Annotated in this window: 25 protein-coding genes and 1 tRNA gene; 17 read left to right on the top strand and 9 right to left on the bottom strand. The window is 38.9% G+C overall.

The features are described from left to right. The first annotated feature begins 232 nt into the window (after positions 1-232). The 3 genes from WNY79_RS09955 to WNY79_RS09945 all read left to right on the top strand — a co-directional run bounded on the left by WNY79_RS09955 (position 233) and on the right by WNY79_RS09945 (position 1,933). A tRNA-Leu gene (locus WNY79_RS09955) sits at positions 233-317 on the top strand. Positions 318-457: 140 nt separating this feature from the next. Then, positions 458-820, top strand: a complete 363-nt coding sequence (locus WNY79_RS09950; RefSeq protein WP_197101207.1) for a hypothetical protein — start codon at positions 458-460, stop codon at positions 818-820. Between the two features lie 111 nt (positions 821-931). Continuing rightward, positions 932-1,933, top strand: coding sequence for a fatty acid desaturase (locus WNY79_RS09945; RefSeq protein ID WP_342875771.1), 1,002 nt, complete (start codon positions 932-934; stop codon positions 1,931-1,933). Between the two features lie 39 nt (positions 1,934-1,972). Here WNY79_RS09945 and WNY79_RS09940 read toward each other — a convergent pair whose 3' ends face one another. Then, positions 1,973-2,392, bottom strand: coding sequence for a hypothetical protein (locus WNY79_RS09940; RefSeq protein WP_342875770.1), 420 nt, complete (start codon positions 2,390-2,392; stop codon positions 1,973-1,975). Positions 2,393-2,608: 216 nt separating this feature from the next. Between WNY79_RS09940 and WNY79_RS09935 the strand changes: the two genes are divergently transcribed. From WNY79_RS09935 to WNY79_RS09920, 4 genes are all read left to right on the top strand, one after another. Next, complete coding sequence (locus tag WNY79_RS09935; protein WP_342875769.1) at positions 2,609-3,895, top strand: M20 family metallopeptidase; 1,287 nt, start codon at positions 2,609-2,611, stop codon at positions 3,893-3,895. Positions 3,896-4,341: 446 nt separating this feature from the next. Continuing rightward, positions 4,342-4,755 (top strand): GFA family protein, encoded by a 414-nt coding sequence (locus WNY79_RS09930; protein ID WP_024598859.1) that lies wholly within the window; start codon positions 4,342-4,344, stop codon positions 4,753-4,755. Between the two features lie 10 nt (positions 4,756-4,765). Further along, on the top strand, positions 4,766-5,215 hold the full coding sequence (locus WNY79_RS09925) for a Rid family detoxifying hydrolase (RefSeq protein WP_342875768.1): 450 nt from the start codon (positions 4,766-4,768) through the stop codon (positions 5,213-5,215). A 77-nt stretch (positions 5,216-5,292) separates the two neighbouring features. Then, a complete protein-coding gene (locus WNY79_RS09920) occupies positions 5,293-5,514 on the top strand; it encodes a hypothetical protein (RefSeq protein WP_076923652.1) in 222 nt (73 codons plus the stop codon). Here WNY79_RS09920 and WNY79_RS09915 read toward each other — a convergent pair. Beyond that, the gene (locus WNY79_RS09915; RefSeq protein WP_342875767.1) at positions 5,494-6,699 is read right to left on the bottom strand and encodes an MFS transporter; all 1,206 of its coding nucleotides are present in this window, start codon (positions 6,697-6,699) and stop codon (positions 5,494-5,496) included. The genes WNY79_RS09920 and WNY79_RS09915 overlap by 21 nt on opposite strands. Before the next feature lie 117 nt (positions 6,700-6,816). Between WNY79_RS09915 and WNY79_RS09910 the strand changes: the two genes are divergently transcribed. After that, a complete protein-coding gene (locus WNY79_RS09910; RefSeq protein WP_342875766.1) occupies positions 6,817-7,608 on the top strand; it encodes a helix-turn-helix transcriptional regulator in 792 nt (263 codons plus the stop codon). A 19-nt stretch (positions 7,609-7,627) separates the two neighbouring features. Here the strand turns inward: WNY79_RS09910 and WNY79_RS09905 are convergent, their stop codons facing one another. The 3 genes from WNY79_RS09905 to WNY79_RS09895 all read right to left on the bottom strand — a co-directional run bounded on the left by WNY79_RS09905 (position 7,628) and on the right by WNY79_RS09895 (position 11,138). Then, positions 7,628-9,688: a TonB-dependent receptor gene (locus WNY79_RS09905; protein ID WP_342875765.1), complete on the bottom strand. Its 2,061-nt coding sequence runs from the start codon at positions 9,686-9,688 to the stop codon at positions 7,628-7,630. Between the two features lie 74 nt (positions 9,689-9,762). Then, the gene (locus tag WNY79_RS09900) at positions 9,763-10,419 is read right to left on the bottom strand and encodes a YoaK family protein (protein WP_294121613.1); all 657 of its coding nucleotides are present in this window, start codon (positions 10,417-10,419) and stop codon (positions 9,763-9,765) included. A gap of 29 nt (positions 10,420-10,448) precedes the next feature. After that, positions 10,449-11,138, bottom strand: a complete 690-nt coding sequence (locus tag WNY79_RS09895; protein WP_342875764.1) for a transporter substrate-binding domain-containing protein — start codon at positions 11,136-11,138, stop codon at positions 10,449-10,451. A 123-nt stretch (positions 11,139-11,261) separates the two neighbouring features. Between WNY79_RS09895 and WNY79_RS09890 the strand changes: the two genes are divergently transcribed. The 3 genes from WNY79_RS09890 (at position 11,262) to WNY79_RS09880 (ending at position 13,055) form a co-directional block, all read left to right on the top strand. Then, the gene (locus tag WNY79_RS09890) at positions 11,262-11,510 is read left to right on the top strand and encodes a TIGR03643 family protein (RefSeq protein WP_076923647.1); all 249 of its coding nucleotides are present in this window, start codon (positions 11,262-11,264) and stop codon (positions 11,508-11,510) included. Between the two features lie 76 nt (positions 11,511-11,586). Next, positions 11,587-11,949, top strand: a complete 363-nt coding sequence (locus tag WNY79_RS09885; RefSeq protein ID WP_294121609.1) for a hypothetical protein — start codon at positions 11,587-11,589, stop codon at positions 11,947-11,949. Positions 11,950-11,972: 23 nt separating this feature from the next. Continuing rightward, the gene (locus WNY79_RS09880; RefSeq protein ID WP_342875763.1) at positions 11,973-13,055 is read left to right on the top strand and encodes an endonuclease/exonuclease/phosphatase family protein; all 1,083 of its coding nucleotides are present in this window, start codon (positions 11,973-11,975) and stop codon (positions 13,053-13,055) included. A gap of 465 nt (positions 13,056-13,520) precedes the next feature. Here WNY79_RS09880 and WNY79_RS09875 read toward each other — a convergent pair whose 3' ends face one another. From WNY79_RS09875 to WNY79_RS09865, 3 genes are all read right to left on the bottom strand, one after another. After that, positions 13,521-14,009, bottom strand: coding sequence for a hypothetical protein (locus WNY79_RS09875; protein ID WP_342875762.1), 489 nt, complete (start codon positions 14,007-14,009; stop codon positions 13,521-13,523). Between the two features lie 762 nt (positions 14,010-14,771). Then, on the bottom strand, positions 14,772-16,148 hold the full coding sequence (locus WNY79_RS09870; RefSeq protein WP_002958084.1) for an NAD-dependent succinate-semialdehyde dehydrogenase: 1,377 nt from the start codon (positions 16,146-16,148) through the stop codon (positions 14,772-14,774). A 217-nt stretch (positions 16,149-16,365) separates the two neighbouring features. Then, a complete protein-coding gene (locus WNY79_RS09865) occupies positions 16,366-16,881 on the bottom strand; it encodes an NUDIX hydrolase (RefSeq protein WP_342875761.1) in 516 nt (171 codons plus the stop codon). 233 nt (positions 16,882-17,114) lie between these two features. Here WNY79_RS09865 and WNY79_RS09860 point away from each other — a divergent pair, with 233 nt between their 5' ends. The 6 genes from WNY79_RS09860 (at position 17,115) to WNY79_RS09835 (ending at position 23,642) form a co-directional block, all read left to right on the top strand. Further along, a complete protein-coding gene (locus WNY79_RS09860) occupies positions 17,115-18,455 on the top strand; it encodes a sigma-54 dependent transcriptional regulator (RefSeq protein ID WP_002958086.1) in 1,341 nt (446 codons plus the stop codon). A 14-nt stretch (positions 18,456-18,469) separates the two neighbouring features. After that, positions 18,470-18,679, top strand: a complete 210-nt coding sequence (locus WNY79_RS09855; protein WP_007581523.1) for a histidine kinase dimerization/phospho-acceptor domain-containing protein — start codon at positions 18,470-18,472, stop codon at positions 18,677-18,679. Between the two features lie 38 nt (positions 18,680-18,717). Beyond that, positions 18,718-20,202 carry an ATP-binding protein gene (locus WNY79_RS09850; protein WP_342875760.1) on the top strand — a complete coding sequence of 495 codons (1,485 nt, stop codon included), beginning with the start codon at positions 18,718-18,720 and terminating at the stop codon, positions 20,200-20,202. Next, positions 20,203-20,664: a response regulator gene (locus tag WNY79_RS09845; protein ID WP_002958089.1), complete on the top strand. Its 462-nt coding sequence runs from the start codon at positions 20,203-20,205 to the stop codon at positions 20,662-20,664. It begins immediately after the preceding gene. Positions 20,665-20,674: 10 nt separating this feature from the next. Then, positions 20,675-22,642: a response regulator gene (locus WNY79_RS09840; protein ID WP_342875759.1), complete on the top strand. Its 1,968-nt coding sequence runs from the start codon at positions 20,675-20,677 to the stop codon at positions 22,640-22,642. A gap of 379 nt (positions 22,643-23,021) precedes the next feature. Continuing rightward, positions 23,022-23,642 carry a fumarylacetoacetate hydrolase family protein gene (locus WNY79_RS09835; protein WP_024598670.1) on the top strand — a complete coding sequence of 207 codons (621 nt, stop codon included), beginning with the start codon at positions 23,022-23,024 and terminating at the stop codon, positions 23,640-23,642. Here WNY79_RS09835 and WNY79_RS09830 read toward each other — a convergent pair. Further along, a complete protein-coding gene (locus WNY79_RS09830; protein ID WP_342875758.1) occupies positions 23,593-24,516 on the bottom strand; it encodes an ABC transporter substrate-binding protein in 924 nt (307 codons plus the stop codon). The genes WNY79_RS09835 and WNY79_RS09830 overlap by 50 nt on opposite strands. Between the last annotated feature and the right edge of the window lie 62 nt (positions 24,517-24,578).

Genomic DNA, 24,578 nt, shown 5'->3' with positions numbered 1-24,578 from the left:
ATTGTCTAATTGTCTAATTGTCTAATTGTCTAATTGTCTAATTGTCTAATTGTCTAATTGTCTAATTGTCTAATTGTTAAGCGGTTGATCACGCTAATGTCATAAAACGCTTGCCGCTAACTCTATTGTTTGTATAATGCTTTGGCATAGAGACGAGGGCATATAAATAATCCTTAGCTCTAAAGTGGTTTTTCTTTATCTTCTTGTATTTAGAAGGTTAAAGAAAAATTATGCCAGCGTGATGAAATTGGTAGACATGGGGGATTCAAAATCCCCTTCCGAAAGGAGTGCCGGTTCGAGTCCGGCCGCTGGTACCACTTTTTATAACCCTAACCAAATTGGTTAGGGTTTTTTTATGCCTAAGATTAATGGTCATAGTTATATTTTTGGGTATCAAGCTACTAAATTTAGAAGTCGCCCAAGTGTTGGGTAGTAAATATGAAGCAAAGGAAGAGTAATGAAAAAAGTAATTGGTTTGTTGGTTGGTGCAATGGCTTTATCTGGTTGTACTCACCGTATTGGCGATTTTACAGTTGCCTCTACAAAAAATATGAATCATACAAACAGCAATCACAAAGTTGATTATGACACACGCGTGATTGGTAAGGATGTTAAACATACTGTTTTAATTTTTCCAACGGGAAGATCTAACATGAAAGAGGCCATGGATAATGCTATCGAGCAAACGCCTTCGGCGGTGGGTCTTTCAAACGTTACCGTTAAAGTTGTTCAGTGGTATATCCCATTAATTTATGGACAGTCTTACTTTGAAGTTGAAGGCAATCCAATTTATGAAGTTGATAATACGAAAACTAAGTAGTATTTAGTTTTAAATAGCTGCCAACGGTAGCTATTTAACTATCAATTTCTAACATACATTTGATTAAGGTATGATAGTAATTAATAGACTACTCTGAAATAAATAATAATCATGACTCAATTAAGTGCCAAGCAGAACATTCAAGCGATTGTTAAAGCAATTAAGGCAGAAGAAGTATCACTTCGTCAAAAGCACCCATTACTTGCACATCAAAATGCCTTAGGGTTAATTATTTTATTGCTATCGCTTAGCGCATTAATTAGTGTTGGTGTTTTATATTATTTAGCCATCATACCTGCTTGGGTATGTATAGTACTTGCGGCTATTGCGGCGTCTATTTCGCATGAATTAGAGCACGACCTTATACATAAACAATACTTTAGTAATCAGCCGTTCATGCATAACTTTATGATGCTAACAGTATGGTTAATGCGGCCAAATACTATTAGCCCATGGTACCGACGTAAAATGCATTTACACCATCACAAAACCTCAGGCACACAACAAGACCTAGAAGAACGCTTGGTGGGTAACGGTATTAAAAGTCCATTTTTTCGTGCGCTAGTTATTGTAGATGGGTTATTAGGGTTGGTTATTTCTACTAAACGTTTTAGAAAAGAAATTAATGGCTTTAGTTTTTCGAGTGTTTTTAATGCGGGGTTTCCGATAGCGACTGCGTATTTTGCTGTTTTATATAGCGTTATTTTATTTCATATCGTTGATTTATTTATACCACTTGCGCTAAATTCACCTAACTGGTTGTTAAGTACAATGAGTGTGTTTGAATTTTTAATGGTCGTACTTATTGCGCCCAATATTATTCGCTCAAGTTCACTTAATTTTGTTACCTCAAGCATGCATTACTATGGCGGCGTTAATAATATGCTTGAACAAACACACGTACTAACGAGTCGTTTATTTATGCCGTTTCACTTGTTTTGTTTTAACTTTGGTAAAACGCATACCATCCATCATTTTGTGCCAAATCAGCCGTTTTATTTACGCCAAATGCTAAGTAAAAAAATACTTAAAGTAATGGCGCAAAATAAAGTGCGCTTTAACGATTTTGACAGCATTAAAAACGCAAATGCTTATAAAGCACAAGCAGACTAATTAATGTGTACTTAGTCAGTTATTTTTAGCTACTTTGGCTTATTTACCAGCGACCTCTTTTTGGCCTTTAAACCATTTATAGCTATCGGGGTAATCAAATAATAAAGAGATGAAGTTTGTAATTAATAGCACCCATAAAAAAGCAGTGTAGAGTCCATTACTTAAAGGTAGCGTGCTGTAAACAACACCTAGCAGTATTGTCCACGGTAGTAAGTGAGGCAAAGCCATTAACCTTGAAAAGCCTCGGTTATAAACCATCACCACTATATTTGGTAATAAGCCGGCGAAGGCAAGGCACGCTATTAACAACCCCGAAGGCTGAGTAATAAAGCAAAGAGTAAGCATATTAACTGGTACAAGCCACAGTCCTACCCATATTTTAACCCAATTAGGTAATGCGAAAAACGATTGCCAAATATCAATTAATACACTGTTTTTGTGAGTTGATGACGAAGACATTAATAACCTCAATAGATGACACAATAGCTGAGATAGCACATTTATAATGTGATTATAAAGAGCTTTGGGTAAGTGTGCTTGTAAAAATACTCAAAGATTAGCATTTTATCTCAATGTAATAATGTGAATCGTAATTTACTTTTTCTACCGGGGCGCATATAGTAAAAATCCATAGGTTGTTATTGACTTAATTACAATAAAAATAAAGGATAGAACATGAAACGCTCGCTTATTTCACTCGCGATAGGGTTAGCTGCATTGAGTACTTTTAATGCAAGTGCAAACATTGACCAACAAGTTCAAAGTGTAGAACAACAGGTTATTGATTGGCGACGTGACTTTCATCAAAATCCTGAGCTTGGTAATCGCGAAACCCGTACGGCTGGTATAGTCGCCAAACATTTAAAATCTCTCGGTATGCAAGTACAAACTGACATTGCTTATACGGGGGTTGTAGGTATTTTAAAAGGCGGTAAACCAGGTCCAACCGTTATGCTACGCGCCGATATGGATGCACTTCCAGTAACCGAAAAAGCCGATGTGGAATTTAAATCAACCAAAAAAACTAATTATCGCGGCGTTGATGTAGGTGTTATGCATGCGTGTGGGCACGATACCCACGTAGCCATGTTAATGGGCGCCGCAGAAGTACTTGCTAATATGAAAGACGAATTACATGGCAATGTTATGTTTGTGTTTCAGCCAGCAGAAGAAGGGGCGCCACAAGGAGAGGAAGGCGGTGCTGAGCTAATGCTAAAAGAGGGAATATTTGATAAGTATAAACCCGATGCGGCCTTTGGCTTACATATAACGTCGAGCTTACATAGCGGAAAGATTGGTTTTAGGAGTGGTCCTGCAATGGCGAGTGCTGATAGTTTTGAAATTACTGTGCATGGTCGCCAAGCTCATGGCTCTGCACCTTGGACTGGAGTTGACCCAATTGCAGCCGCTGCGCAAATAGTTACAGGCGTAAACCATATTGTAAGCCGTCAAATTAATATTACTAAAGAGCCGGCAATTGTTTCATTTGGAAAGATAGCGGGTGGTGTACGTAATAATATTATTCCTGAAGAAGTTGAAATGGTAGGCACTATTCGTAACTTTGATATGGACAACCGTGCGCAAATATTTGAAAAAATAAAAACGACAGCAATGCATATTGCTAAGTCATCGGGTGCTACAGCTGATGTACATATTCACGAAGGTTACCCTGTAACGGTTAACAACCCAGAGTTAACGGCAAAAATGTTACCTAGCCTAAAAAAAGCGGCTGGTGAAAATAATGTAATTGAAATGGATAAAATAACGGGCGCAGAAGACTTCTCGTTTTATGCACTCGAAATACCGAGTGTATTTGTATTTTTGGGAGGCACACCCGCAGATCAAGATTTAGCAACGGTTGCCAGTAATCATTCACCGTATTTTTATGCTGATGAATCATCTTTTAAGGTTGGGACTAAGGCGCTTAGCTTATTAGCCATTGACTATTTAAACGCACATTAATACCGACCCGCAATAATACCTAATTAATTTGAGGGATTAAACCGCAGGTTAACTACGTTAAAAACTTCTCATATACGACTGCATGGATGCAGAGCAATGCAGGAGCAATTGCCGAGAACAACTAAATAACGAAATTTTTGCCTGGTTATCGACACGGTTTTCTTACCTCAAAATAGACAACTTAATTAAGCGAATTGGTATAAAAATAGCTTAAACACACCACGTTACGCTATTAGCTTAACGTGGTATTGCTGTTTTATTTAAAACATCGGATCATGTTTGTAGCACTTGCTCAACTTTTAAAAAATCACTTTCAAAAAATTAAAAAACCTAACCGAATATACAAATGAACCGGCGAGCAGTTTTTTTATATTTTAAAAATAATGAATCGATATTGCCGGTCTTATATCTCGATTCAATCTTCATAAGCATTAAGGATTTAAATAATGGAAATTACTGGAAGCTGTTACTGTGGTGAAATTAAATACCAAGCAAAGTCTCAAAATAACAACGCACTTGTTTGCCATTGTAGCGATTGCCAACGTATGTCGAGCGGCCCATTTAGAGCCGTTATAATTGCAGAGCCAAACTCGGTTGTGTTTACCCAAGGTGAGCCAAAAGAGTTTGTTAAAACAGCCCAAAGTGGTAACAAGCGTGCGCAGGGCTTTTGTGGCACATGTGGTACAACACTTTATGCTACAAATGCAGAAAAAGAAGGTCGTGTTTATGGGTTGCGTATTGGTGCGGTTGATCAGCGCGATGAGTTTAAACCGTCTGCACAAATTTGGTCACAATCAACGCTTACATGGTTAAATAATTTACACGAAGTTCCTGCTTTTGAAACCACACCACAAAAATAAGGTAAGCCAGATGATGAACTCACTGATGAAAACAGCCTTATTAGCAAGCGTACTACTTACTGGTTTTGCGCAGGCAAAACCCAGTAATGTCGACTTTTTAAATACAGGCAAAGCTAATCCTAACTTACCATTTTCGCAAATAGTAAAAGCCGGTAATACGCTTTATATGTCGGGGCAAATAGGGATTAACCCTGCAACCGGTAAGTTAGCGGCTGGTGGTTTTGAAGGTGAAACTAAACAAACACTTGAAAATATTAAACGCACTTTAGAGCAGCATAACTACAGTATGAGCAATATAGTTAAATGCACCGTTATGCTTACCAATATTAACGACTTTAAAGCATTCAATGCCATTTACACTCAGTATTTTAGTGCGCCGTATCCTGCACGTAGTGCTTTTGCTGTAAAGGCGTTAGCGCTTGATTCTTTAGTAGAAGTTGAGTGTATAGGCTCACTTTAAATTAAAAGTTAAGTTTTCTGAAATTTTATTTGCTAAAAGGCTGTCTATTTTAGTAGTTACACAACAGAGGAAATATTATGTGTAGTTCACCTAAAAGCAGCCGAGCAGTTAAAAAAACAGCCATTAGTTTTAATGATGAGCTAACTCAAGAGCAACGCCTACGTTTTGCCGCAAAAGCTAATTTAGCACAAGAGCGCCGTGAACAGCGCGAAGCAACTAATAAACGATATGAGCAAAAACACACGAGTAACAAACCTTCGTCTGGCCTGTTTTCGTGGTTACAGCAACTCGTTAGCTGATTTAGCTAAAGTGGTGTTTTTACCGCTGCCTAAACCACATAAAGCACACAGTACTCCGGCAATAGCGCACAGCCATAATGGCGCACTCCAACTTCCCGTCGTTGTGTGTAATGCACCAGCTAGCATAGGCCCAATAGCGGCAAGTAAATAACCTACACTTTGCGACATACCAGAAAGCGACGCTGCTTGTTGCGAATCGTCAGTTCGTAAACTAATAAACGACAACCCCAATATAAAACACGCGCCAGAGCAAAAACCTAGCATTAGGGTCCAAACAAAAGCAAAGTTAGGCATATAGAGTAGCCCCAACGCGCTAAGCGCACTCAACATGGCTAAAATAAAGCTAAGCGCGCTTTGATCTTTTAATTTAGCAAGTAACGGAATTAATATTAAACCCGGTAATGCAGTCGCTATTTGAAAAGCACCATGATAAGCACCCGCTTGGGTAGCTGAGTGACCTGTTTCGGTTAATATGCTGGGTAACCACGTAATAATTATATAATTTAAAAACGAGTTTAAGCCCAGCAGTAGGGTAATTTGCCATGCTAGTAAATAACGCCATACACTTTTTGAAGTGTTAGCGTGCTGAGCAATTTTCGCGGGTTTTGTATGCTTATTTAATTGCGACATCCATACAATAATACTCGCCAGAGTAATAATAGCTGATGAGCCCAGCGCAAGTTGCCATCCTAATCCGTTTAGCTGGCTCAGCGGGAATACTAAAGTAGAAAATCCACCCGATACCACGCCCATAGTAAGCACGTAGGCTGAGGTCATTAACGCGACCTTTGCAGGAAAGTCGCGCTTAATTAAACTCGGTAATAATACGTTTGCTATAGCAATACCCACACCAATAATAGCGGTACCCACAAACAGCATGGCCGAGGTATTTATTACCCGTGCTGCAACACCAGCAAGTATAAATAATAAAGCGACAAATAAGGTGCGCTCTAAACCTTGTTTTTTAGCAAGAGTTGCGGCCATTGGCGATATAACCGCAAAGGCAATGAGTGGCAGTGTTGTTAAAAAACCTGCTTGCGAAGCACTTAACCCAAAGTGATTAATAATTTGTTCAAGCACAGGTGCAATACCTGTAAATGTTGCACGTAAATTGGCGGCAATAAGCAATATGCCAAGTACTAGCAATATGCCAGCAAAGCGTGATTTAGGTGTGTTATTTAACAAAAGAGAAGGCCATTAAAGTTGAGTTGTTACTAATGCATAATGAGCGCTAGTATAAAGGCTTAGCAAAAACTATAATTTAGAGATAATGACATTAAATAACTAAAAACAGACAAAACTATGTTTGATGCAATTGGCTGGGACGACATTAAAGGTTTTGAAACTATGGCGCAGCCCATAATAGCCAAAATAGAGCACGCCCATGCAAGTCACGAAATACCACTGCATACCCATCCTAAAGGGCAATTAATTTTAGCCCTGCATGGTTATGTAACCTGCGAAGTGTCGGCAAAAATGTGGATGGTGCCTACGCACAGTGCAATTTGGATCCCCGCACAAAAAGTGCATAGTAATAGGGCGTCTGATAACGCAAAGCTCTGTCATTTATTTGTTGATAGTAGTAAAAACGGTATGCCGCTAAATACGTGTACATTAGCCATTACGCCACTGGTTAAAGAGCTAATGTGCGAGTTGGCTGGGCATAATCAGCACTATGCTTTAAATAGTAAACCAGCACGTTTAGCGCAAGTGTTGTTTGATCAACTTATTGAAATGCCCATACAGCCACTTGATTTTGTATTATCTAGAAACGAGGTAATTCAAACCATGAGCGATCAGTTAATAAACATGCCAAACAATCGAAAAACATTACCACAATGGGCTAAGCAGTTTGCATTAACTGAGCGCACATTAGCGCGGTTAATTAAAAAAGAAACCGGCATGACATTTGGAAAGTGGCGTACGCAATTGCATATAATTACAGCCTTAAAAGCGCTTTCAGATAAGCAAAGTGTGCAGCAGGTGTCGGAGTTACTAGGGTATGAGTCGGTGAGTGCATTTATTACTATGTTTAAAAAGGTAATGAAAAAGTCGCCCATGAAATACATGAGCGACTTAAATCAGTTAAATTAGCTTAGCCCTTAAATAAGCATTACCACGTATAAGTTGCCGAAAGCATCGCGTTTCGAGGTCTACCCGGGAAGTATCTGTCGCCGGTAAAACTGGTGTAGTCGGCGCGCTCTGCATAAGCTTCATTGGTTAAATTAATAATGCGAGCAAGTACTTCAAGATTATTGGTAACTTGCCACTGCGCGCGCAGGCTTAAAACATCATGCCCTTGGTATTTATTTAAGTTTTCTGGGTCGGTGTAGTAGTTACCAACGCGATGCCACTGCAAAGCAAATTGTACATTGTTTAGTGCTTGCCATGTTAAATCGAGATTAGCAATATTACGCGGTGCGGTATCTATGTCGTTGCCGTTTATATTTAAACCGTTAAGAATTTGGTTGTTAGTATAAGTATGCTTTGCGTGCGTGCCTGCAAAGTTGAGTGAGAGTGTATTTGTAAGCTGGTAATCAAGTTCAAGCTCAATACCGCGATGGCGAGAGCTGCCATTATTTACCGTAAAAAAGTCACTATCACGGTAAATCGTATTGTGTTTACTCATAGCGTAAACCGACACACCATAACGTAGTTTTTCGTAAATTCCTTTAATACCTAGTTCTGCGTTATTCGCTATTTCGGCGCTTAAATTTGCAGTAGTTTGCTCGCGTTGTAATTGGTATAACTCAGCGGCTTGTGGGGCGCGGTAACCGCGAGAAAAGTTCGCATAAAGCGTGTTATTTGTATTGTACTGATAACTCAACCCAAGCTTTGGCGATAGATTACTAAAGCTATTTTTAGCACTTTCAGGGCGGCTGTATCGGCAGCCACCAAAGCCGCATTCTGTGCCATCGTCTTTTGTTCTACCTGCAAGCATATTATTGGTGTAGTCGTACTGCATATGCTCGTAGCGCACACCAGCTGTTAGTAACCACTTATTTAATTGCCAATCTACAGATGCAAAAGGGGCATAAAGCGTAGCGTTTACATCGTAATCGTAATGCTTACCTTGGGGTACTGTAGCGACTAAAAATGCAGAACCTTGCGTGGGCTCATTTTGGCTTTGAGTAAAGTCGGCTTGCGTGTATTCGCCATCAAGCCCTAGGTTTATTTTTATATTGCTTTGTAAATTATGTTGATAAAGCGATTGTACGCCAAAACCAGTTTGACTGTTTGTTTCAAGCGGTGTGCCGGGTAAAAAGTGCTTAAAAAAGTCCATGCTTTGGTCACGAAAATATAACGTAGTAGAGAGCACGTCATTGTTATTTAATTGCCATGTTGCGTTGCTCCACGCTCTAAATGCGCGTGCTTTTCTAAATGCATCTGGGTCAAAGTTTTTTTGCGCGAGATCTTCATCTTTGTAACTTTCAAAACCTGTAATAAATCCAGCCGTTTGCTGATCGAGGTTTGTGTAAGTAAGTCCTGAGGTCAGTAATAAATTATTATTTGAATAGCGATGGCGAATATTAACTTTTTGTTGCTCTACGCTTTCGTCGTCGCGGTAACCGCTGTCGTCGGTAATACTTGCGTTAATGCCTATACCGCTGTTGCCGTAATCTTGTCCTGCACGTAATTTGTAGCGAGTATAGCCGTACGAGCCGTAATCTAAACCAACTAAGCCACCGCCTTGCGTGGTATCGGGCGTTATTACATTAATAACACCATGCACAGCATTTGAGCCATAAAGTGCAGAGCCAGGGCCTTTGAGTACTTCTATGCGCTGCGCCATTTCGCTGTGTGCTTCAAATAGCTCGTTTATATTACAAAACCCAGCGGCTCTCAGTGGTATGCCATCTTCTAGAGTCAATATGCCACCACAAGCGCCTGCGCCCGAAAGCACTTGTGAGCGAAGCGCGGGTAAATACTCTTGGCCATTTCCGCGTTGAATATTAGCACCCGCTACACGTTGCAGGGCTTCTTCAATATGCGTAGGCGCTATGCTATTTAGCTGTGCTTGATTTAGTGTGCTTATTGATAAAGGGAGTGGGGTAGATAGCGCTTCAATACGTGATGCAGTGGTTGTTATGGTTTCTATTGCATCATTATTTTGATTGTTGGCAAACGCAGTGTGGCTGAAGGGTAATAACAGCGGCAAAAAATAAGGTTTCATACATTCCTTGAAAGTAATCTATATTGCATTGCCTCTATAATATGCGGTTTTAATGTGCTTTTAAACTCGTTGCGTTAAAGCGTACGTAACCTATAAACCCGATACGTAATTGATAAAACAAAACAAGCCGCAGCAGGAAACACCAAAGCCAGCACTAAGTAATGCTCAAATAAAACAAAACCGGCTACACCGCCTAATAAAAAGCCTGCAATAATAAGTAAAAACATAACGCCTTTACGCGTATCAAATTGCTCACCTTTAAGTGCTTTACCTATCATTAAACCAAGGTCAGTAAAAATACCCGTTAAATGTGTGGTACGAACGACCGCGCCACTGTAATTAGTGACTAACGCATTTTGTAACCCACAAGCAGCAGAGGCAAGCGTAATTGCATAAACGTAAGATTGATTAAGTAGGTAGGCACTTGCTAACAGTAAAGCGCCTTCAATAAATAAGAGCGTGTCGTAATGGCGGCCAAGTTTTAATGAACGCCCTGCAAGTAAAAAACCAGAAAGCGCCGAGCCCAACATAAAGCTAATGAGTATGCTAAATAACAGCAAAGCGGCTGAGGTATTGCTCATTAGCTTAATACCCAACAAAGTAACAGAGCCTGATAAGTGCGAAATGGCTTGATGCTCAAAACCTAATAAGCCTACAGCGTTAACTATGCCCGCTATAAATGCCAGTGTAAACGCGCCATATTCAACCCACTTTGGTAGTTTTGTAAACATTGGTTATCTCTTAATGTGTGCAGAGTTAATTATTGAGCTTGTGCTTTAAAACGCTTTATTTGTTCATCAACTAATTTTGTATCAATTACGCCACGCTTAAAAGCAATGTAAGTAGGAAATGTAAACTCATTTAATTGCCGAGCATAAATTTTTTTATATTCCTTTGAGTACCACAAACCCGCTTGATAGTTAGTTATTGCGTATTCAACGCGTTTTTTTTCAAGTAGCTCAAAAGTGTCTTTAGTTGAAAGTGAACGCAGCAGGTTATTCTCATCAAGGCTGTACTTTTTAGCGATAATTTTGGGAAGAATAACACCGCGTAACATAGCTATAGCGGCTTTTGATAAATCATCAATAAGCAGATTATCTTCATTTAACGTGAATAAACCAAACTTAGTGGTATGCAAAGGCTCGCTAGTAAAGTCTAAATATTCTGTACGCTCTTTATAGTTGGCCAATGAAAAATAGCAGTCGTAATAGCCCAGCTCCATCTCTTTTTTAACACGCGCCCAAGGTAAATGAATAACGTCAATTTTGAGGTTTAAGTTTTTTTCAATAAACTTAATGTAATCAATATCTAAACCTGTAAATGTATCGGCTTTTTCATCGTAAATAGTAAAAGGAGGGTAGTGCGTTGTAACGCAGCGCAGAGTTTTACTTGGCGCTGCAAGTAATAACGAGGGAAAAGTTAAAGCTAAAAACAGAAATATTGCGCGCATAAATATAAATTCGATACCATTTAAATACATAATCTGAACGCTAATTATACAGTTACTGAGCTTAAATTGCATTGATCTAAGTATTTTTACCTAGCGTATAAGTTAAATTTTGTGAGATATACCATGTTTAATCCAGAGCAGCAGTCACGCATTATCGAAATGGCGTGGGAAGATAGAACCCCCTACGAGGCAATAGAGCAGCTATACGGATTAAAGTATCCGCAGCTGGTGGTTTTTATGCGCGACAATATTTCAAAAGGCAGTTTTAAAGTTTGGCGTAAGCGCCATGCAGGGCGTAAAACAAAACATTTAAAATTGCGCGATCCCGCTATTATGCGAAGCCATTGTAAAACTCAATATAAACAACGTTAAATAGGTGTTAGTTGTTTCATACGATGTTCATCCGTATTTGTTAACCTCTAGCTATTAATTATGCTAGAGATTATTTATGAGAGCACCTATATACACAGCACTAATAGTATTGGCTTTATGTTCGATCAGTGCAGACGCAAAACCACATAAAGATAAGCATGGTCATAAACATGGCCATAAAAATCATCATTCGCATAAGCATAACGACAATGGCTACCTTTCTAAAAAAGAGGCAAAGCAACTAATTCGCGCAGGTTGGACGCCACCAGGGCTAAGTAAAAGCTATCACCGAGGCGACTTTTTAGAACGCGATTTATACAAAAGAGGTAGAGTGATTGAACGCTCTAGAGATAATGGTACAGTGAGTATAGAAATAGACCGTACAGTTATCCATATGGTGCACGATACTCGAGAAATACTTTCAATTTTAAGTCGCTAAATTAACTTTATAAGGATATTAAAATGCTCATTGCGCTGGCTATAATTATTGGCTTTTTTTTACTGGTTACCTTATTACCTATGTCGTACAGCCAGCATTACTTAGTGCGTAGCTGCGACTTTGTGCGCTTACAGGTATTTTATATTGCCAGTTTTGTAGCCGTTACTTCGTTGTTTTTATTATGGCAAAGTAGCGCAATAGGTTATGTATTTATAGCTTTAACATCATTTCTTATAATGTTTTTACAAGGTAAATGGATTTACCCGTATACGTGGCTTGCTAAAAAAGAAGTACAAAGCGCACCTAAGCATATAGACCATAGTATAAGGATTATGTCGGCAAATGTACTTATGTCGAACCATAAAAGTGAGCAGTTAATTAGCCTTGTTGATGAGCACCAACCTGACCTGCTTATTACACTTGAGAGCGATAGCTGGTGGGAAAATAAATTATCAGTCATTAAAAAAAATTACCCGTATTACATAGAGTGCCCTAAAGATAATCGTTACGGCATGCACTTATACAGTAAGTTTAAAATACTTGATGCACAAATATGTGAGTTAATAGAAGACGACATTCCTTCTATTCATATACTGTTTGAAAACGATGAAGGCCTTGAAATGCAAGGGCATTTTATTCACCCCGCACCACCAAGCCCAACGGAAGAAGACTCATCGCGCCCGCGCGACTCTGAGCTAATAATGGTGGCTAAAGCACTCAAAAACCCTACACGGCCTACCATCGTTGCTGGCGATTTAAACGATGTTGCATGGTCGCGTAGCACCCGTTTGTTTATGCAAATAAGTGGCTTTTTAGACCCTCGAAAAGGTCGTGGGTTTTATAATACTTTTCATGCAAGTTACTTTTTTATGCGCTGGCCGCTCGATCACTTATTTCACAGCCAAGGGTTTAAAGTAAAGCGTATTAAGCGCTTAGCTAAATACGGTTCTGATCACTTTGCGCTGCTCACTGAGCTTTCTTTTGAGAATGCTAATCAGGAGTCGCTAGAAGATAAACCCGATGAACTTAAGCAAGAAGAAATCCAAGAGCTTGCTATGAGTAAAGCAGACAAGCGAAAAGTACCAAGGTTTGAAAAGGAGTCGTAGCTTATTAGCTTGTGTAGGTCGGATAAGCGAAGCGCCATCCGACACAGTAAAATACCTTGCCAATTATAATCAGTATTTTATGCCATCGAATGGCTGGAGAGTGCCAATAGCGAACCTTCAAGGTGTAAATCTGAGCTCTGTCGGGTGGCGCCTTCGGCTTAACCAACCTACCTTTTGACGTAGGTCGGATAAGTGGCGAAGCCATGCCATCCGACAAAAATGATGAATTGGCTAGAAACAACCCGACTTACCGCGTTGTATGAATGACCACGAAATCTCGTGTCTTAAAAAATAAAGTCACTCCCTGAGGTATCTGTTGTCTAGCAACTTCAATTTTATCAGTCAAGATTGGTTGCATAACACTATATGGAAGCTAACGCCGCATTAAGCCGGCAGAAATAGTGGGTTAAAATGTGTAGCGAAGCAAAACATAACCCACTATTTTTGTTACGTTTAAATGTATTTTTATATACGTTTTACGAGTTTTGCTTCAAGATTAGCGGTATACTCATTTACTTTTGCAAGCTCATGCTCTAACTGGGTCTTTATAGAATCAATTGTTTCATTTTTTAACGTATGATTACTTCCGTCATTGCAACCATTTAGCTTCAATTGTGTAACCTGAGCAGCAGTGCCGTAAGAACTAATTAATGCAGTTAAAGCGCTAATTTCAGTCTGTTGCTCTTGTTCTATTGCTGATTTATTTAATTCAATTTTAAGTTTCTCAATTTCTTCCTTTTGGATGCTTACCGAATAAATAAGCCAAATGACGGCAAACAGTGCAATTACAACACCAGCAGTACCGCTCAAGTAACTGCCAAATGATCCCCAATCATTGGAATTTTTGGATAATGAACCATTAAAAACGCTCACGTATAAAAATATGGCGACGACTAATGTTGTTACTACCACGAATAAAGACAAGAGAGGCTTCCAAAATTTTTTAATCCACATATAAGATTCCAGTTACTATATAACAGCTTTATCAGAGGACACTTCCCCTGTTTTTACGGGAAATGTCCTTATTCTATGAGCCACTATTATTATCAAATAGTGTAAGTTATTGCCAGCTATAAATATTATGCTTACTGTAGTTTATTTACACATATGAAAAAGGGAAAAGTTTCCTCTTATTCTTACTAAGTTAATGACGACTCACCTAGATGACTGGTTATCGCTCATTCTTTCTGTCAGGTATTAGCTTTACATATCAATAGTTAGCTCTGGGCTTAATAGTACTTGCTCTAGCTCTGTTTAAACATCATATTTGTGATGTTTTTCTGTAATAGTCCTCACTATGTTTATGCCTTTAAATATACTGCTTAACAGGTTTTTTAGCGCAATTTAAATACCGATAAAAGCAGCCGTGCTTACGTTTTATTAAATAAGCTAAATTGTGAAGTGAGTTTTAAATTATTAAAATTTAATGAAGTAGCAATGGTTAGCTTGTAACTTTTTATTTTGAAGGATATTTAATTCTTAAAAGTGCGATGTAAAATCGCACCTACGGATATATCCAAAATTCGGTACTATCTCCTACTAAAAGCTCGGTACTATCTCTTACTAAAAACTAAGTACTGCCTCCTGAAAATTACTTTCTAAAAGCTATAAAAAAAGCCTAAAAGCGGTTACCCACTTTTAGGCTTAGTAGTTTTTGTATTTAAACACGTATTAAAAATATCTATTTAAAACACTTGTTTCATTTATGCAGCTAAATTAGCTAGCGATCATAATGCTTTTAACATTCACAAATTCGCGCATACCAAAGCCGCCGTGCTCTCGGCCATAGCCACTGCCTTTAACACCACCAAACGGTAAGTTAGGCTGTGCTAAACCATAGCCATTAATGTTGATCATACCTGTGTCAAAGTGCTTTTTAGCAAGCTCAATGGCTTTTTTCTCATCTTTTGAGAAAATACCACCGCCTAAACCGTAGCGAGAGTCGTTGGCGATGCGCATTGCGTCGTCGTTGTCTTTCGCTTTAATAAGTGAAGCAACTGGACCAAATAGTTCGTCATCGTACGCAGGCATGCCAGGCGATAAGTTATCAAGTAGTGTTGGTGGGTAGTAGTAACCTGTTTGCGATGGTATTTCGCCACCCGTTACTATGTTTGCACCTGCTTTAACTGATTCCATTACTTGGTCGTGAATACCGTCGCGTAAATCCTCACGGGCCATTGGACCTAAGTCTGTGTCATCTGCCATTGGGTCGCCCATTTTCATGGCTTCAAACTGCTCTTTAATTTGCGCTTTAAAGTCATCGTAAAGTGACTCAACAACAACATAGCGTTTAGCTGAAACACACGTTTCGCCGTTATTGATCATGCGACCTGTTACACAGGTTTTAACTGCAAGCTCTAAATCGGCGTCATCGAGTACTAAGTAAGCGTCATTACTACCAAGCTCTAACACTGTCTTTTTAACGTGTTTACCCGCTTCTTCAGCTACTTTTTTACCTGTCGCATCACTACCCGTAAAGGTTACGCCGCTAATTGCTTTGTGTGCAATTAGAGAACTGGCGGTTTTGCCGTCGATAAGTAAATTGTTAAAGCAATACTCTGGGAAACCAGCTTGTTTAAATAGCTCTTCAATTTTTTCAGCCATGCCAAAGACGTTACCAGCATGTTTTAATACGGTTGTGTTGCCCGCCATGATGTTGGCAGCACTGTAACGAATTACTTGATAAAGCGGGAAGTTCCACGGTTGAATACCTAATAATACGCCCGTTGGTTGGTAGCTAATAATTGCTCGGCCGCCGTCCATATCACGTTCTTCGTCAGCAAGTACTTGTGGGCCGTTTTCGGCGGTGTAACGACAAATAGCTGCACATAGTTCAACTTCTTGAAAGCCTTGCTCGTATACTTTACCCATTTCTTCGGTCATGAGTTTTGCAATAGATTCTTTTTGCTCTTCGAAAAGTGAGGCTAACTTATTAAGATATCTCGCACGTTCAGTGAACGACGTTAAGCGCCATTTTAAGTATGTTTCGTGAGATTTTTCGATTACCTGTTCAGCTTCTTTTTGAGAAAGTAGCGTATAGGTTTCAATGGTTTGCTCAGTTGCCGGATTAATCGTTTTAACTGTGTTACTCATTTCTATCTCCTTACAAATTAATTATCTATAAGGGTGCAAAACAAAAGCCAATATCAAAAAAGCAATGTTAATTAATTTCAAGTTGTTGAAATATAATGGCTATTTTGGATTTTTATTCTGCTGATAACTTTTTACTACTGTAAATATATTATCCAAGGCAGTAAAAAGTTCTGATTTATGCAAAAGTTACAAGGGTGATTGCTCATGTTTATTTAACTTATAGAAGTTCTCTAGCAATACGTTTTAATAGGTAGGTTTCTCGTAAAATGGAGAGTCCTTGTTTTTCACTATTAGCAAGTGTGCGTTCGTTATGTGCAATTGCGTCGTTAATATCAACCCATTTAGCGGTCATGCCATTTTGCTGCTCATAATGCTCTAACTGTGCTTTGCCAAACTCGTCGGCAATATTACATACAAAGCAATACGATTTAATATGAATAATATCAAAGTCGTCTTTATACCAAGGGCGATATTCTTCATAGAGTCCAAAGGCTTTAACAACACTTATTTTTTGTGCACCGGTTTCCTCGTTTAGTTCACGCATCAAACCTTGCTCAATACTTTCGCCTTCATCTACTCCACCACCAGGTAAACTGTAGTCTTCATAACGGTTTGTATACATTAAAAGTATTTTATTATTTTTAATAACAATGGCGCGAGCCGTTAAACGGGTAAATTGACTGCCTTGGTCAATATTAATACCTGAATGTATTAAGGTTTTTAATTGCTGCATTTCGTCTCCTTTTTTAGGTTTTTAATGATAACAGTTGCTACCATTCTATAAATAGAAACGATTTTAATTATTTTTCGTAATTTGTGATCGTTTTTTTTAAGCATACGTAAATATTAAGTTGGTAAAATAGATAGTATTGGATTACTTAACTATTTAAGTAATTAGATTCTAGGTGCGCCTTTAAATTAATATTTAGGATGCGTAGAATAAGAAAAAAAGCATAGGGATTTATCATGTTAGACATACTTTTAGTAGACGATGACGTCGAGTTTAGTGACGTTGTATGCCACATAGTCGAATTCCTCGGCCACAATATAAGCACCGCCACCAGTTTAAAAGAAGCACATCAATGGTTTGAAAATAATACCTTTGACCATGTGCTGCTTGATTTTATGTTACCTGATGGTAGCGGTTTGCACTTACTTGACCACCTAAAAACGATTGGGCAATCTCCAAAAATTACACTTATATCGGGTCATCCTTCAGTTAAGGGCATTTTAGCTGAGATGTGTGAGCCAAATGTAGGGCATTTATTAAAGCCATTACAACGCGAAGATTTAGAACTGGTTTTAAATGGCCCTAAAAAAGCAGTTAAAAAAGCAAAGTCGGGCGGTATAACGCGTCACTTTGGTGGTTTAATTGGCGAATCAGAAGTAATGCACAAGCTTTACAATATGATTGAACGCGTTGCTAAAACAAATGCCAATGTAATGTTGATGGGTGAAAGTGGTGCAGGTAAAGAAGTTGTAGCTCAGGCTATTCATAACGCAAGCCAGTGCGAAGGCCCGTTAGTGGCGAGCAACTGTGGTGCGCTTTCAAAAGAATTAATAGGTAGTGAATTATTTGGCCATGAAAAAGGCGCCTTTACCGGTGCTATAGCCCGCAAAGAAGGTGTATTTGAACAATCAAACAACGGTACTTTGTTTTTAGATGAAGTGACCGAAATGCCAATTGATATGCAGCCAAATTTACTGCGAGTGCTTGAAACTAAAAAAGTAACACGCGTGGGTGGTAACAGAGAAATACCAACCAATTGTCGTGTTATTTCGGCTACTAACCGCTCGCTTACTGATTTAGCGCAAAATAATATTATTCGTGAAGATATTTACTTTAGGTTGGCTGTTTTCCCTATTGATATACCGCCACTACGCGACAGAAAAGAAGATATTCCTTTATTAGCGAAAGCATTTTTAGATCAGCTTAATGATGAAAACGGTACCGCATTTAGTTGGACACCCGCACAGCTTAAAGAACTGCAAAGCTATGAATGGCCAGGTAATGTGCGCGAAATTCGCCACGCAATACACCGAGCATTCATTATGAGTGACCCGCAAACTAGCGATATTATTTTACCTGATAACTTAGAGTCGCCGTTTTCACGTGTTAATAACCAAACTGCAGATAAACCAGTATCAGCAGGGCAAACTATTGAAGAAGTTGAAAAAGAGCTTATTCATGCAACGCTTGATAAGGTGCAAGGTAATAAAACGCTTGCTGCACAAATGCTGGGCATTAGTACTAAAACACTTTATAACCGCCTTAATGCATATGGCGGTATTGGCGAATACAAATAGATTTGAGGAAGGGCATGACATCCGATAACCAAACAGAGCAGCTAAACAAATTAGTACACGATGCAAGAGCGCCGCTTAATCGTATATCGATGAATGCAGAGCTTATTAAGTTGGTACTCGAAAACGATATGCCAAAAGAAAAAGCGTTAGATGCGCTTGATAAGATTATTAACAACTGTCAACAGTGTAGTGAAAGTTTACAAAAAATAACTGACTCTCAATAAATATTAAGTGTTGTATAAACGCTAATTCGGGAAGCTAAATGAGCAAACAAGAACATCAAGGGAAAGCGAATATTACTTGGGCAGCTTTTATAGTTGTTGTGTTGAGTATTATTGTGGGTAACGCATTTTTAGCATTGAATACGATTCAAGGTTTAACACAAACCCAAAAAAGTTTAGACAACACTAATATGCTGACAACAGCAATTGAGCAACTACATTTGTCAATAGTTCAGGCTGAATCAGGCCAGCGTGGCTATTTATTAACAGAAGAGACTGACTATTTAACGCCTTACTACGATGCTGTTGGGCAAATTGAAGCGCAGACAGATCATGTTAAGTCGTTGCACTCTGAAATTGATGGCCAAGCTGAGCGTATTGCCCAACTACTTGTACTTGTCGATAGTAAAATTAAAGAGCTAAAACAAACCGTAAACCTGGCACTTGATGATAGAGAAAGGCGTGCATTGTATGTGTTAAATACACATAAAGGCAGGGAGCTTTATAAGCAAATTAGAGAGTATGTTAATGAAATTCAAGACCGTGAATTACTCTTTAAAGTGAGCCATTTTTCAAAGTTAGCGCAAATTAAGAATGAAGCTAAAATCACGTTTGCTATTACAGCAGTCACAAGCATATTACTTATTATAGGTATGTTTGTAATGACGCGGCTTAATTTAAGAAATGCGGCACGGTATCGCTTTGAGCTTGAAAAACAAAACGAAACATTAGCAACTAAAGTGTCTGAGCGTACACAAGAGCTAACTTTGTATTCTGATGAACTGAGCCGAAGTAACCGAGAGCTTGAGGAGTTTGCTTTTGTTGCAAGCCATGACTTACAAGAGCCTCTTAGGAAAATTCAAGCATTTAGTGACCGACTCGAAACTATGTTTAAGGATGAGCTTGGTGAAAAGGGTATTGATTATATTGGACGCATGAAAAATGCGGCGCAACGCATGTCTAATTTAATAAACGACTTACTAGAGTTTTCACGTATTACCACCCGTGGTAAAGATTTTGATGATACAAATTTAAACGACGTTGTAACCGATATACTCAGTGATTTAGAAATTGCGATAGGCGAGTCTAATACACAAGTTGATGTAGAGGATTTACCAGTTATTCAGGCTGATAAAAGCCAAATGCAGCAGTTGTTTTTAAACTTGTTGTCGAATGCTGTTAAATTTAGACGCCCAGATGTAAGTCCACATATAAAAATCAGTTACCAGCATGAAGACATTTTTAGCGAGGATTATAATGCTAATTTAAGCTTTCAAGTTATTACTATAGAAGATAACGGTATTGGTTTTTCACAAGACTATGCCGATAAAATATTTGTACCGTTTCAGCGTTTACATGGCCGCTCAGAGTATAAAGGTACGGGTATAGGCCTTTCTGTATGTAGGCGTATTGTGGAACGCCATGGCGGAACAATTACAGCCCAAAGTAAAGACGGTGAAGGTGCAACCTTCATTATTAAACTACCTGTGGAAGCTGAGCTTTTCACATTGCAAGGAGAGGCTTAAATGCCCTATTCAAAAGTAAAACCGATTACTATTTTAATGGCAGACGATGATGAAGATGATCGTTTGTTAACACAAGATGCCCTTGCCGAAAGCCGTGTACTTAACGAGCTTCATTTTGTAGAAGACGGCGTTGAGTTACTTGAATATTTAGAACGTAAAGGTAAGTTTGAAGATAAAACAGTGTCGCCGCGACCAGGATTAATATTACTTGATCTAAATATGCCAAGAATGGATGGCCGTGAAGCGCTTGAAGCTATAAAAGGGAACCCTAATTTAAAGGGAATTCCGGTCGTTATTTTAACTACATCTAAGCAAGAAGAAGATATGGTTAAAGGGTATAACTTAGGTGCTGCATCTTATATTACAAAACCAGTAACGTTTGATGGTTTGGTTGATTTGATGAAAACGCTAGGAAAATACTGGGTAGAGTTTGTAGAGCTACCGACAACATTTAACGATTAATGGAGATTGTATGTTAGATAAAGTGACTCAGTTGCTGCTTGTAGAGGACGATGAAGATGATTATATACTCACCTGCGACTATCTGGACCAATTGGATTCACACACGTTTAACATTCAATGGATAAGCTCCCCAGAGCAGGCAATTGCAACGCTTAGTAAAAATGAGCACGACATTTGCCTGCTTGATTACCGCTTGGGTGCATCTAATGGTTTAGATGTATTAAAAGAGGCCATTGCGAATGGCTTTAGCGGCCCAATTATTATGCTTACCGGGCAGTCAAACGATGAGTTAGACTCGGCAGCGCTTGACGCCGGTGCAGTAGATTACTTAATAAAAACAGAAATGAGTTCGAGCCGTTTTGCACGTGCTATTCGTTATGCACTTGCTCGTAAAGATGTTGAAGGCGAGCGAGTTGAACGTTTAAAAGCCGAAGCTGAAAATCGTTCAAAAGACCGCTTTTTAGCTCATTTGAGCCATGAATTAAGAACCCCTCTATCATCTATTTTAGGTTACACCGAATTATTAATGCAGAGCGATTTTAGTCAGCAAGCAGAAAATGAATTGGGTGTTATTTATCGAAATGGTAAACATTTATTGAGCTTGTTAAACGACGTGCTCGATTTATCTAAAATAGCGGCCGATAAACTCGAACTGACCTTAAGCGAAGTTAACCTTGATAGCATGCTTGCCGATGTATACACCTTAATGCGTGTATCGGTGCTTGATAAAGGCCTTACACTGCGTTTTGAATCTCAACAGCCATTGCCCTTAGTTGCACGACTGGATGCAACAAGAGTTCGCCAAATTTTAATAAACTTAATAAACAATGCGGTTAAATTTACCGATAAAGGCGAAATTGTTGTTAATGCGTGGACGCAGTGGGTTGATGAACACGAAATGCTATTTTTTAGCATTAAAGATTCAGGCATGGGCATTGCCCCTGAAAAACAAGAACTAATATTCAAGCCATTTGAGCAGATAGCCGATGTGGAATCACGCTCTGTGGGTGGTGCTGGCTTAGGTTTGGCAATATGTGCTGAATTGTTAGCGCGTATGCACGGTGATATTAGTTTACACTCTGAGTTTGGTAAAGGCTCTACGTTTACTATTTCGATTTACCCAGGTGATATTAGCGAAGTAGAACGACAGGTACTTAATTTTAGCAGTGTCCCGCAACTACAAAGTAAATCGGCTCCATGCAAAGTGCATGGGCGAGTATTAGTGGTTGATGATTTGCGTGATTTACGCATGCTAGTTGGTCATATGATCAGTACCTGTGGTGCGCGCGTAGATTACGCCGAACATGGGCAGCAAGCGCTTGAAAAAGTACGTATTGCAGATGCGTATAAAGCCCCTTACGATATTATTTTTATTGATATTCATATGCCTGTAATGGGCGGCAAGGAAGCTACCATAGAGCTCAGAAAAATGGGCTACAAAGGTCCAATAATTGCGCTTACGGCAGCTACAATGAAAGGGATACGCGAAGAACTTGCAGCCCTTGGCTTTAACGATGTAATACCAAAGCCTGTTGATAGCGCGGCTTTATACCAAAGTTTGCAAGATTATTTGGTAGCGCCAGAGCATGCACCGCAAGCTAAAAATATAAATTGTAGTAGTGGCTTAACCGAGAAAAAACAACGTTTTTTACTGGTAGAAGATGATCACGATGCAGCGCAAATTACGCAGCTACTTTTAGAAAGTTTAGGTGTTGAGACGGTGATTGCGTCAAGTTGCGCGCAATGTTTACAAATACTTAATCACGACCAGCAATTTAATAAAGTATTGCTAGACATGCATTTACCCGATGGACGTGGCACTGACTTAGGCCAGCAAATTAATGAGCGATATCCAGAGCTTCGCTTAGTAATTGTAAGTGGTGCAGAGCCAGATCCTAGAGAAATAAAAGATTTAAATATAGACCGAGTTTTACTTAAACCTATTAATTTGAGCTTACTTGAAACGCTTATTAGCTAGGGCCTGTTTATCTTTCGAGGTTAAATTTGCAGCAGTATGTTTGGTATTTAGGCAAGGCAGAGCCTGTGTAGTGTGGTTATTCCCCATAAATAGGCGATAACGTAGCACAAATGCCAAACATGCGCTGCCCGAAGGGTTCTGCCCAGGGGCTATTTACTCTTTGTTGCCTACATAGATTTAGGTAAGGGGCGTGAGCAGGACGCGGAAGCTTTGCTCGGTTTTTACTTATTCTTACAGGGATGTAAGTCAGTAGAATAACGCAGGAGCAGTTATCGAGCCCACTAGGTTACAAACCTCGCGCCGCGATTAAATAGCCCCTAGATTGAACGAATTTTAATCCTGAAAGGTCAACAGGTCCAATAACTGAGACATTATTTATATGCATTCAATAAAGTTAGTATCTGAAGAATTAATACCATCAAAAGTAGTGTGTGTTGGCCGTAACTATACCGCACATATTGCAGAGCTAAATAACGAAACGCCAGATCAAATGGTTTTATTTAACAAACCAAATAGCGCAATTACTAATACGTTACTTGCAGCTCATAACGGCGATACGCTGCATTATGAAACCGAGTTATGCTTTGTAATTAAAGATAAAAAATTTGTAGGTGTTGGGTTGGGCTTAGATTTAACTAAGCGCACAGTACAAAGTAAATTAAAAAATAAAGGGCTTCCATGGGAGCGCGCTAAAGCGTTTGATGGCTCTGTTATTTTAAGTGACTTTGTCGAACTAACTGATGCTATGAAACACTTTACGTTTGAACTTAAAATTAATAATGAAGTGATTCAGCGAGGTGATACTCATTTTATGCTACATAATCCTGACTCGATTTTACAAGAGATTAATGAATTTATGAGCCTCGAGGACGGTGATGTAGTAATGACAGGCACACCTTCGGGCGTAGGTGAGGTAACGGCTAAAAGTATTTTTGCTGTTGCACTTTATGCTAATGATCAGTGTTTACTTGAGCATCAGTGGAAAGTAAGTAAAAATTAATGACTTGCTGTTGGTAGTGTTTATCAAAGTCGGTAAAGGTAGTTTTAAGCCAAGTATGCTGACTTTGTTGGTACTCAGGTGATTGTAGTACGTTGTTTTTTAGCGCGCGGTTAATTTTTTTAAGCGCTTGCTCTGCAAAATTATTGGGGGCGTTAGCCGCACAGCCTATTGCTCCTCTTATAAATTGAACATCATTTTCTTCTATTGGTACACTCTCTATATTCGTAAATTCGCCTTGCTTATTAAAGTAATCGGCCATAAACGGGTAATCAATTGAATAGTCTAAAAATCCGTGACTCAAACGCGCTATAACAGCCTGACTTTCGTTTTCACTGCTCCAACTTAACGATGACTCTTTATCTCGTTTTGTATTTTCGATAATAGTATTAATTTCAGTTGTAAATTTACGTGCAGCGGCTTGTCCATATACGTATTGAGGATCAGTTAATAAATTAATAAGATGAATAGGTGAACCGTGCTTTTTCTCTAATTGTGGCTTTAGCTCTTTTGTCGTGATAATTGAAAATGGAGGATATACCGTTGTTGGATTTGAGTAGTTAAGTAGTTGGTTATTATATTTTTTATAAATAACACATGGGAAACATACGTTTTTTCCTTCATTTAAATATTTATTTATACGCTGCTGAGGGACTATTAAGCGAGTATGTTTTACATCAGTTATGGTTCTGATTAGTTGCTCAGTTAGATTGTCGCAAATTCCACCTTGTGGTGCACTTTCGCTCTTAGCTATATGAAAAGGGGGCGTGTAACTTTGCAGCCAAATAATCTCTTCTAGAGGCTGTACTTTTTGCTCAACGGCATGTGCGTTAAATACAATTAATAAGCAAAATGCATAGTATCCGTTTTTCAGCATTGATAATTATTCGTTGAATTAATAAAACTTAATTAAAGTATAGTGTTGGTTGTTGTAGGGTC

The organism is Pseudoalteromonas sp. AS84 (assembly GCF_038900255.1).
In the GTDB taxonomy this organism is placed as follows: Bacteria; Pseudomonadota; Gammaproteobacteria; order Enterobacterales; family Alteromonadaceae; genus Pseudoalteromonas.
The sequence above is the reverse complement of the archived record's forward strand: the minus strand, read 5'-3'. Positions and strand labels throughout refer to the sequence as shown.

Bases quoted from the DNA above. Each gene is read 5' to 3' on its own strand.
- WNY79_RS09870 (WP_002958084.1), bottom strand. From the start codon at position 16,148: ATGAGTAACACAGTTAAAACGATTAATCCGGCAACTGAGCAAACCATT.
- WNY79_RS09925 (WP_342875768.1), top strand. From the start codon at position 4,766: ATGATGAACTCACTGATGAAAACAGCCTTATTAGCAAGCGTACTACTT.
- WNY79_RS09935 (WP_342875769.1), top strand. From the start codon at position 2,609: ATGAAACGCTCGCTTATTTCACTCGCGATAGGGTTAGCTGCATTGAGT.
- WNY79_RS09830 (WP_342875758.1), bottom strand. From the start codon at position 24,516: ATGCTGAAAAACGGATACTATGCATTTTGCTTATTAATTGTATTTAAC.
- WNY79_RS09945 (WP_342875771.1), top strand. From the start codon at position 932: ATGACTCAATTAAGTGCCAAGCAGAACATTCAAGCGATTGTTAAAGCA.
- WNY79_RS09950 (WP_197101207.1), top strand. From the start codon at position 458: ATGAAAAAAGTAATTGGTTTGTTGGTTGGTGCAATGGCTTTATCTGGT.
- WNY79_RS09860 (WP_002958086.1), top strand. From the start codon at position 17,115: ATGTTAGACATACTTTTAGTAGACGATGACGTCGAGTTTAGTGACGTT.
- WNY79_RS09910 (WP_342875766.1), top strand. From the start codon at position 6,817: ATGTTTGATGCAATTGGCTGGGACGACATTAAAGGTTTTGAAACTATG.
- WNY79_RS09840 (WP_342875759.1), top strand. From the start codon at position 20,675: ATGTTAGATAAAGTGACTCAGTTGCTGCTTGTAGAGGACGATGAAGAT.
- WNY79_RS09940 (WP_342875770.1), bottom strand. From the start codon at position 2,392: ATGTCTTCGTCATCAACTCACAAAAACAGTGTATTAATTGATATTTGG.
- WNY79_RS09875 (WP_342875762.1), bottom strand. From the start codon at position 14,009: ATGTGGATTAAAAAATTTTGGAAGCCTCTCTTGTCTTTATTCGTGGTA.
- WNY79_RS09905 (WP_342875765.1), bottom strand. From the start codon at position 9,688: ATGAAACCTTATTTTTTGCCGCTGTTATTACCCTTCAGCCACACTGCG.
- WNY79_RS09835 (WP_024598670.1), top strand. From the start codon at position 23,022: ATGCATTCAATAAAGTTAGTATCTGAAGAATTAATACCATCAAAAGTA.
- WNY79_RS09855 (WP_007581523.1), top strand. From the start codon at position 18,470: ATGACATCCGATAACCAAACAGAGCAGCTAAACAAATTAGTACACGAT.
- WNY79_RS09845 (WP_002958089.1), top strand. From the start codon at position 20,203: ATGCCCTATTCAAAAGTAAAACCGATTACTATTTTAATGGCAGACGAT.
- WNY79_RS09900 (WP_294121613.1), bottom strand. From the start codon at position 10,419: ATGTTTACAAAACTACCAAAGTGGGTTGAATATGGCGCGTTTACACTG.
- WNY79_RS09890 (WP_076923647.1), top strand. From the start codon at position 11,262: ATGTTTAATCCAGAGCAGCAGTCACGCATTATCGAAATGGCGTGGGAA.
- WNY79_RS09850 (WP_342875760.1), top strand. From the start codon at position 18,718: ATGAGCAAACAAGAACATCAAGGGAAAGCGAATATTACTTGGGCAGCT.
- WNY79_RS09930 (WP_024598859.1), top strand. From the start codon at position 4,342: ATGGAAATTACTGGAAGCTGTTACTGTGGTGAAATTAAATACCAAGCA.
- WNY79_RS09865 (WP_342875761.1), bottom strand. From the start codon at position 16,881: ATGCAGCAATTAAAAACCTTAATACATTCAGGTATTAATATTGACCAA.
- WNY79_RS09920 (WP_076923652.1), top strand. From the start codon at position 5,293: ATGTGTAGTTCACCTAAAAGCAGCCGAGCAGTTAAAAAAACAGCCATT.
- WNY79_RS09895 (WP_342875764.1), bottom strand. From the start codon at position 11,138: ATGCGCGCAATATTTCTGTTTTTAGCTTTAACTTTTCCCTCGTTATTA.
- WNY79_RS09880 (WP_342875763.1), top strand. From the start codon at position 11,973: ATGCTCATTGCGCTGGCTATAATTATTGGCTTTTTTTTACTGGTTACC.
- WNY79_RS09885 (WP_294121609.1), top strand. From the start codon at position 11,587: ATGAGAGCACCTATATACACAGCACTAATAGTATTGGCTTTATGTTCG.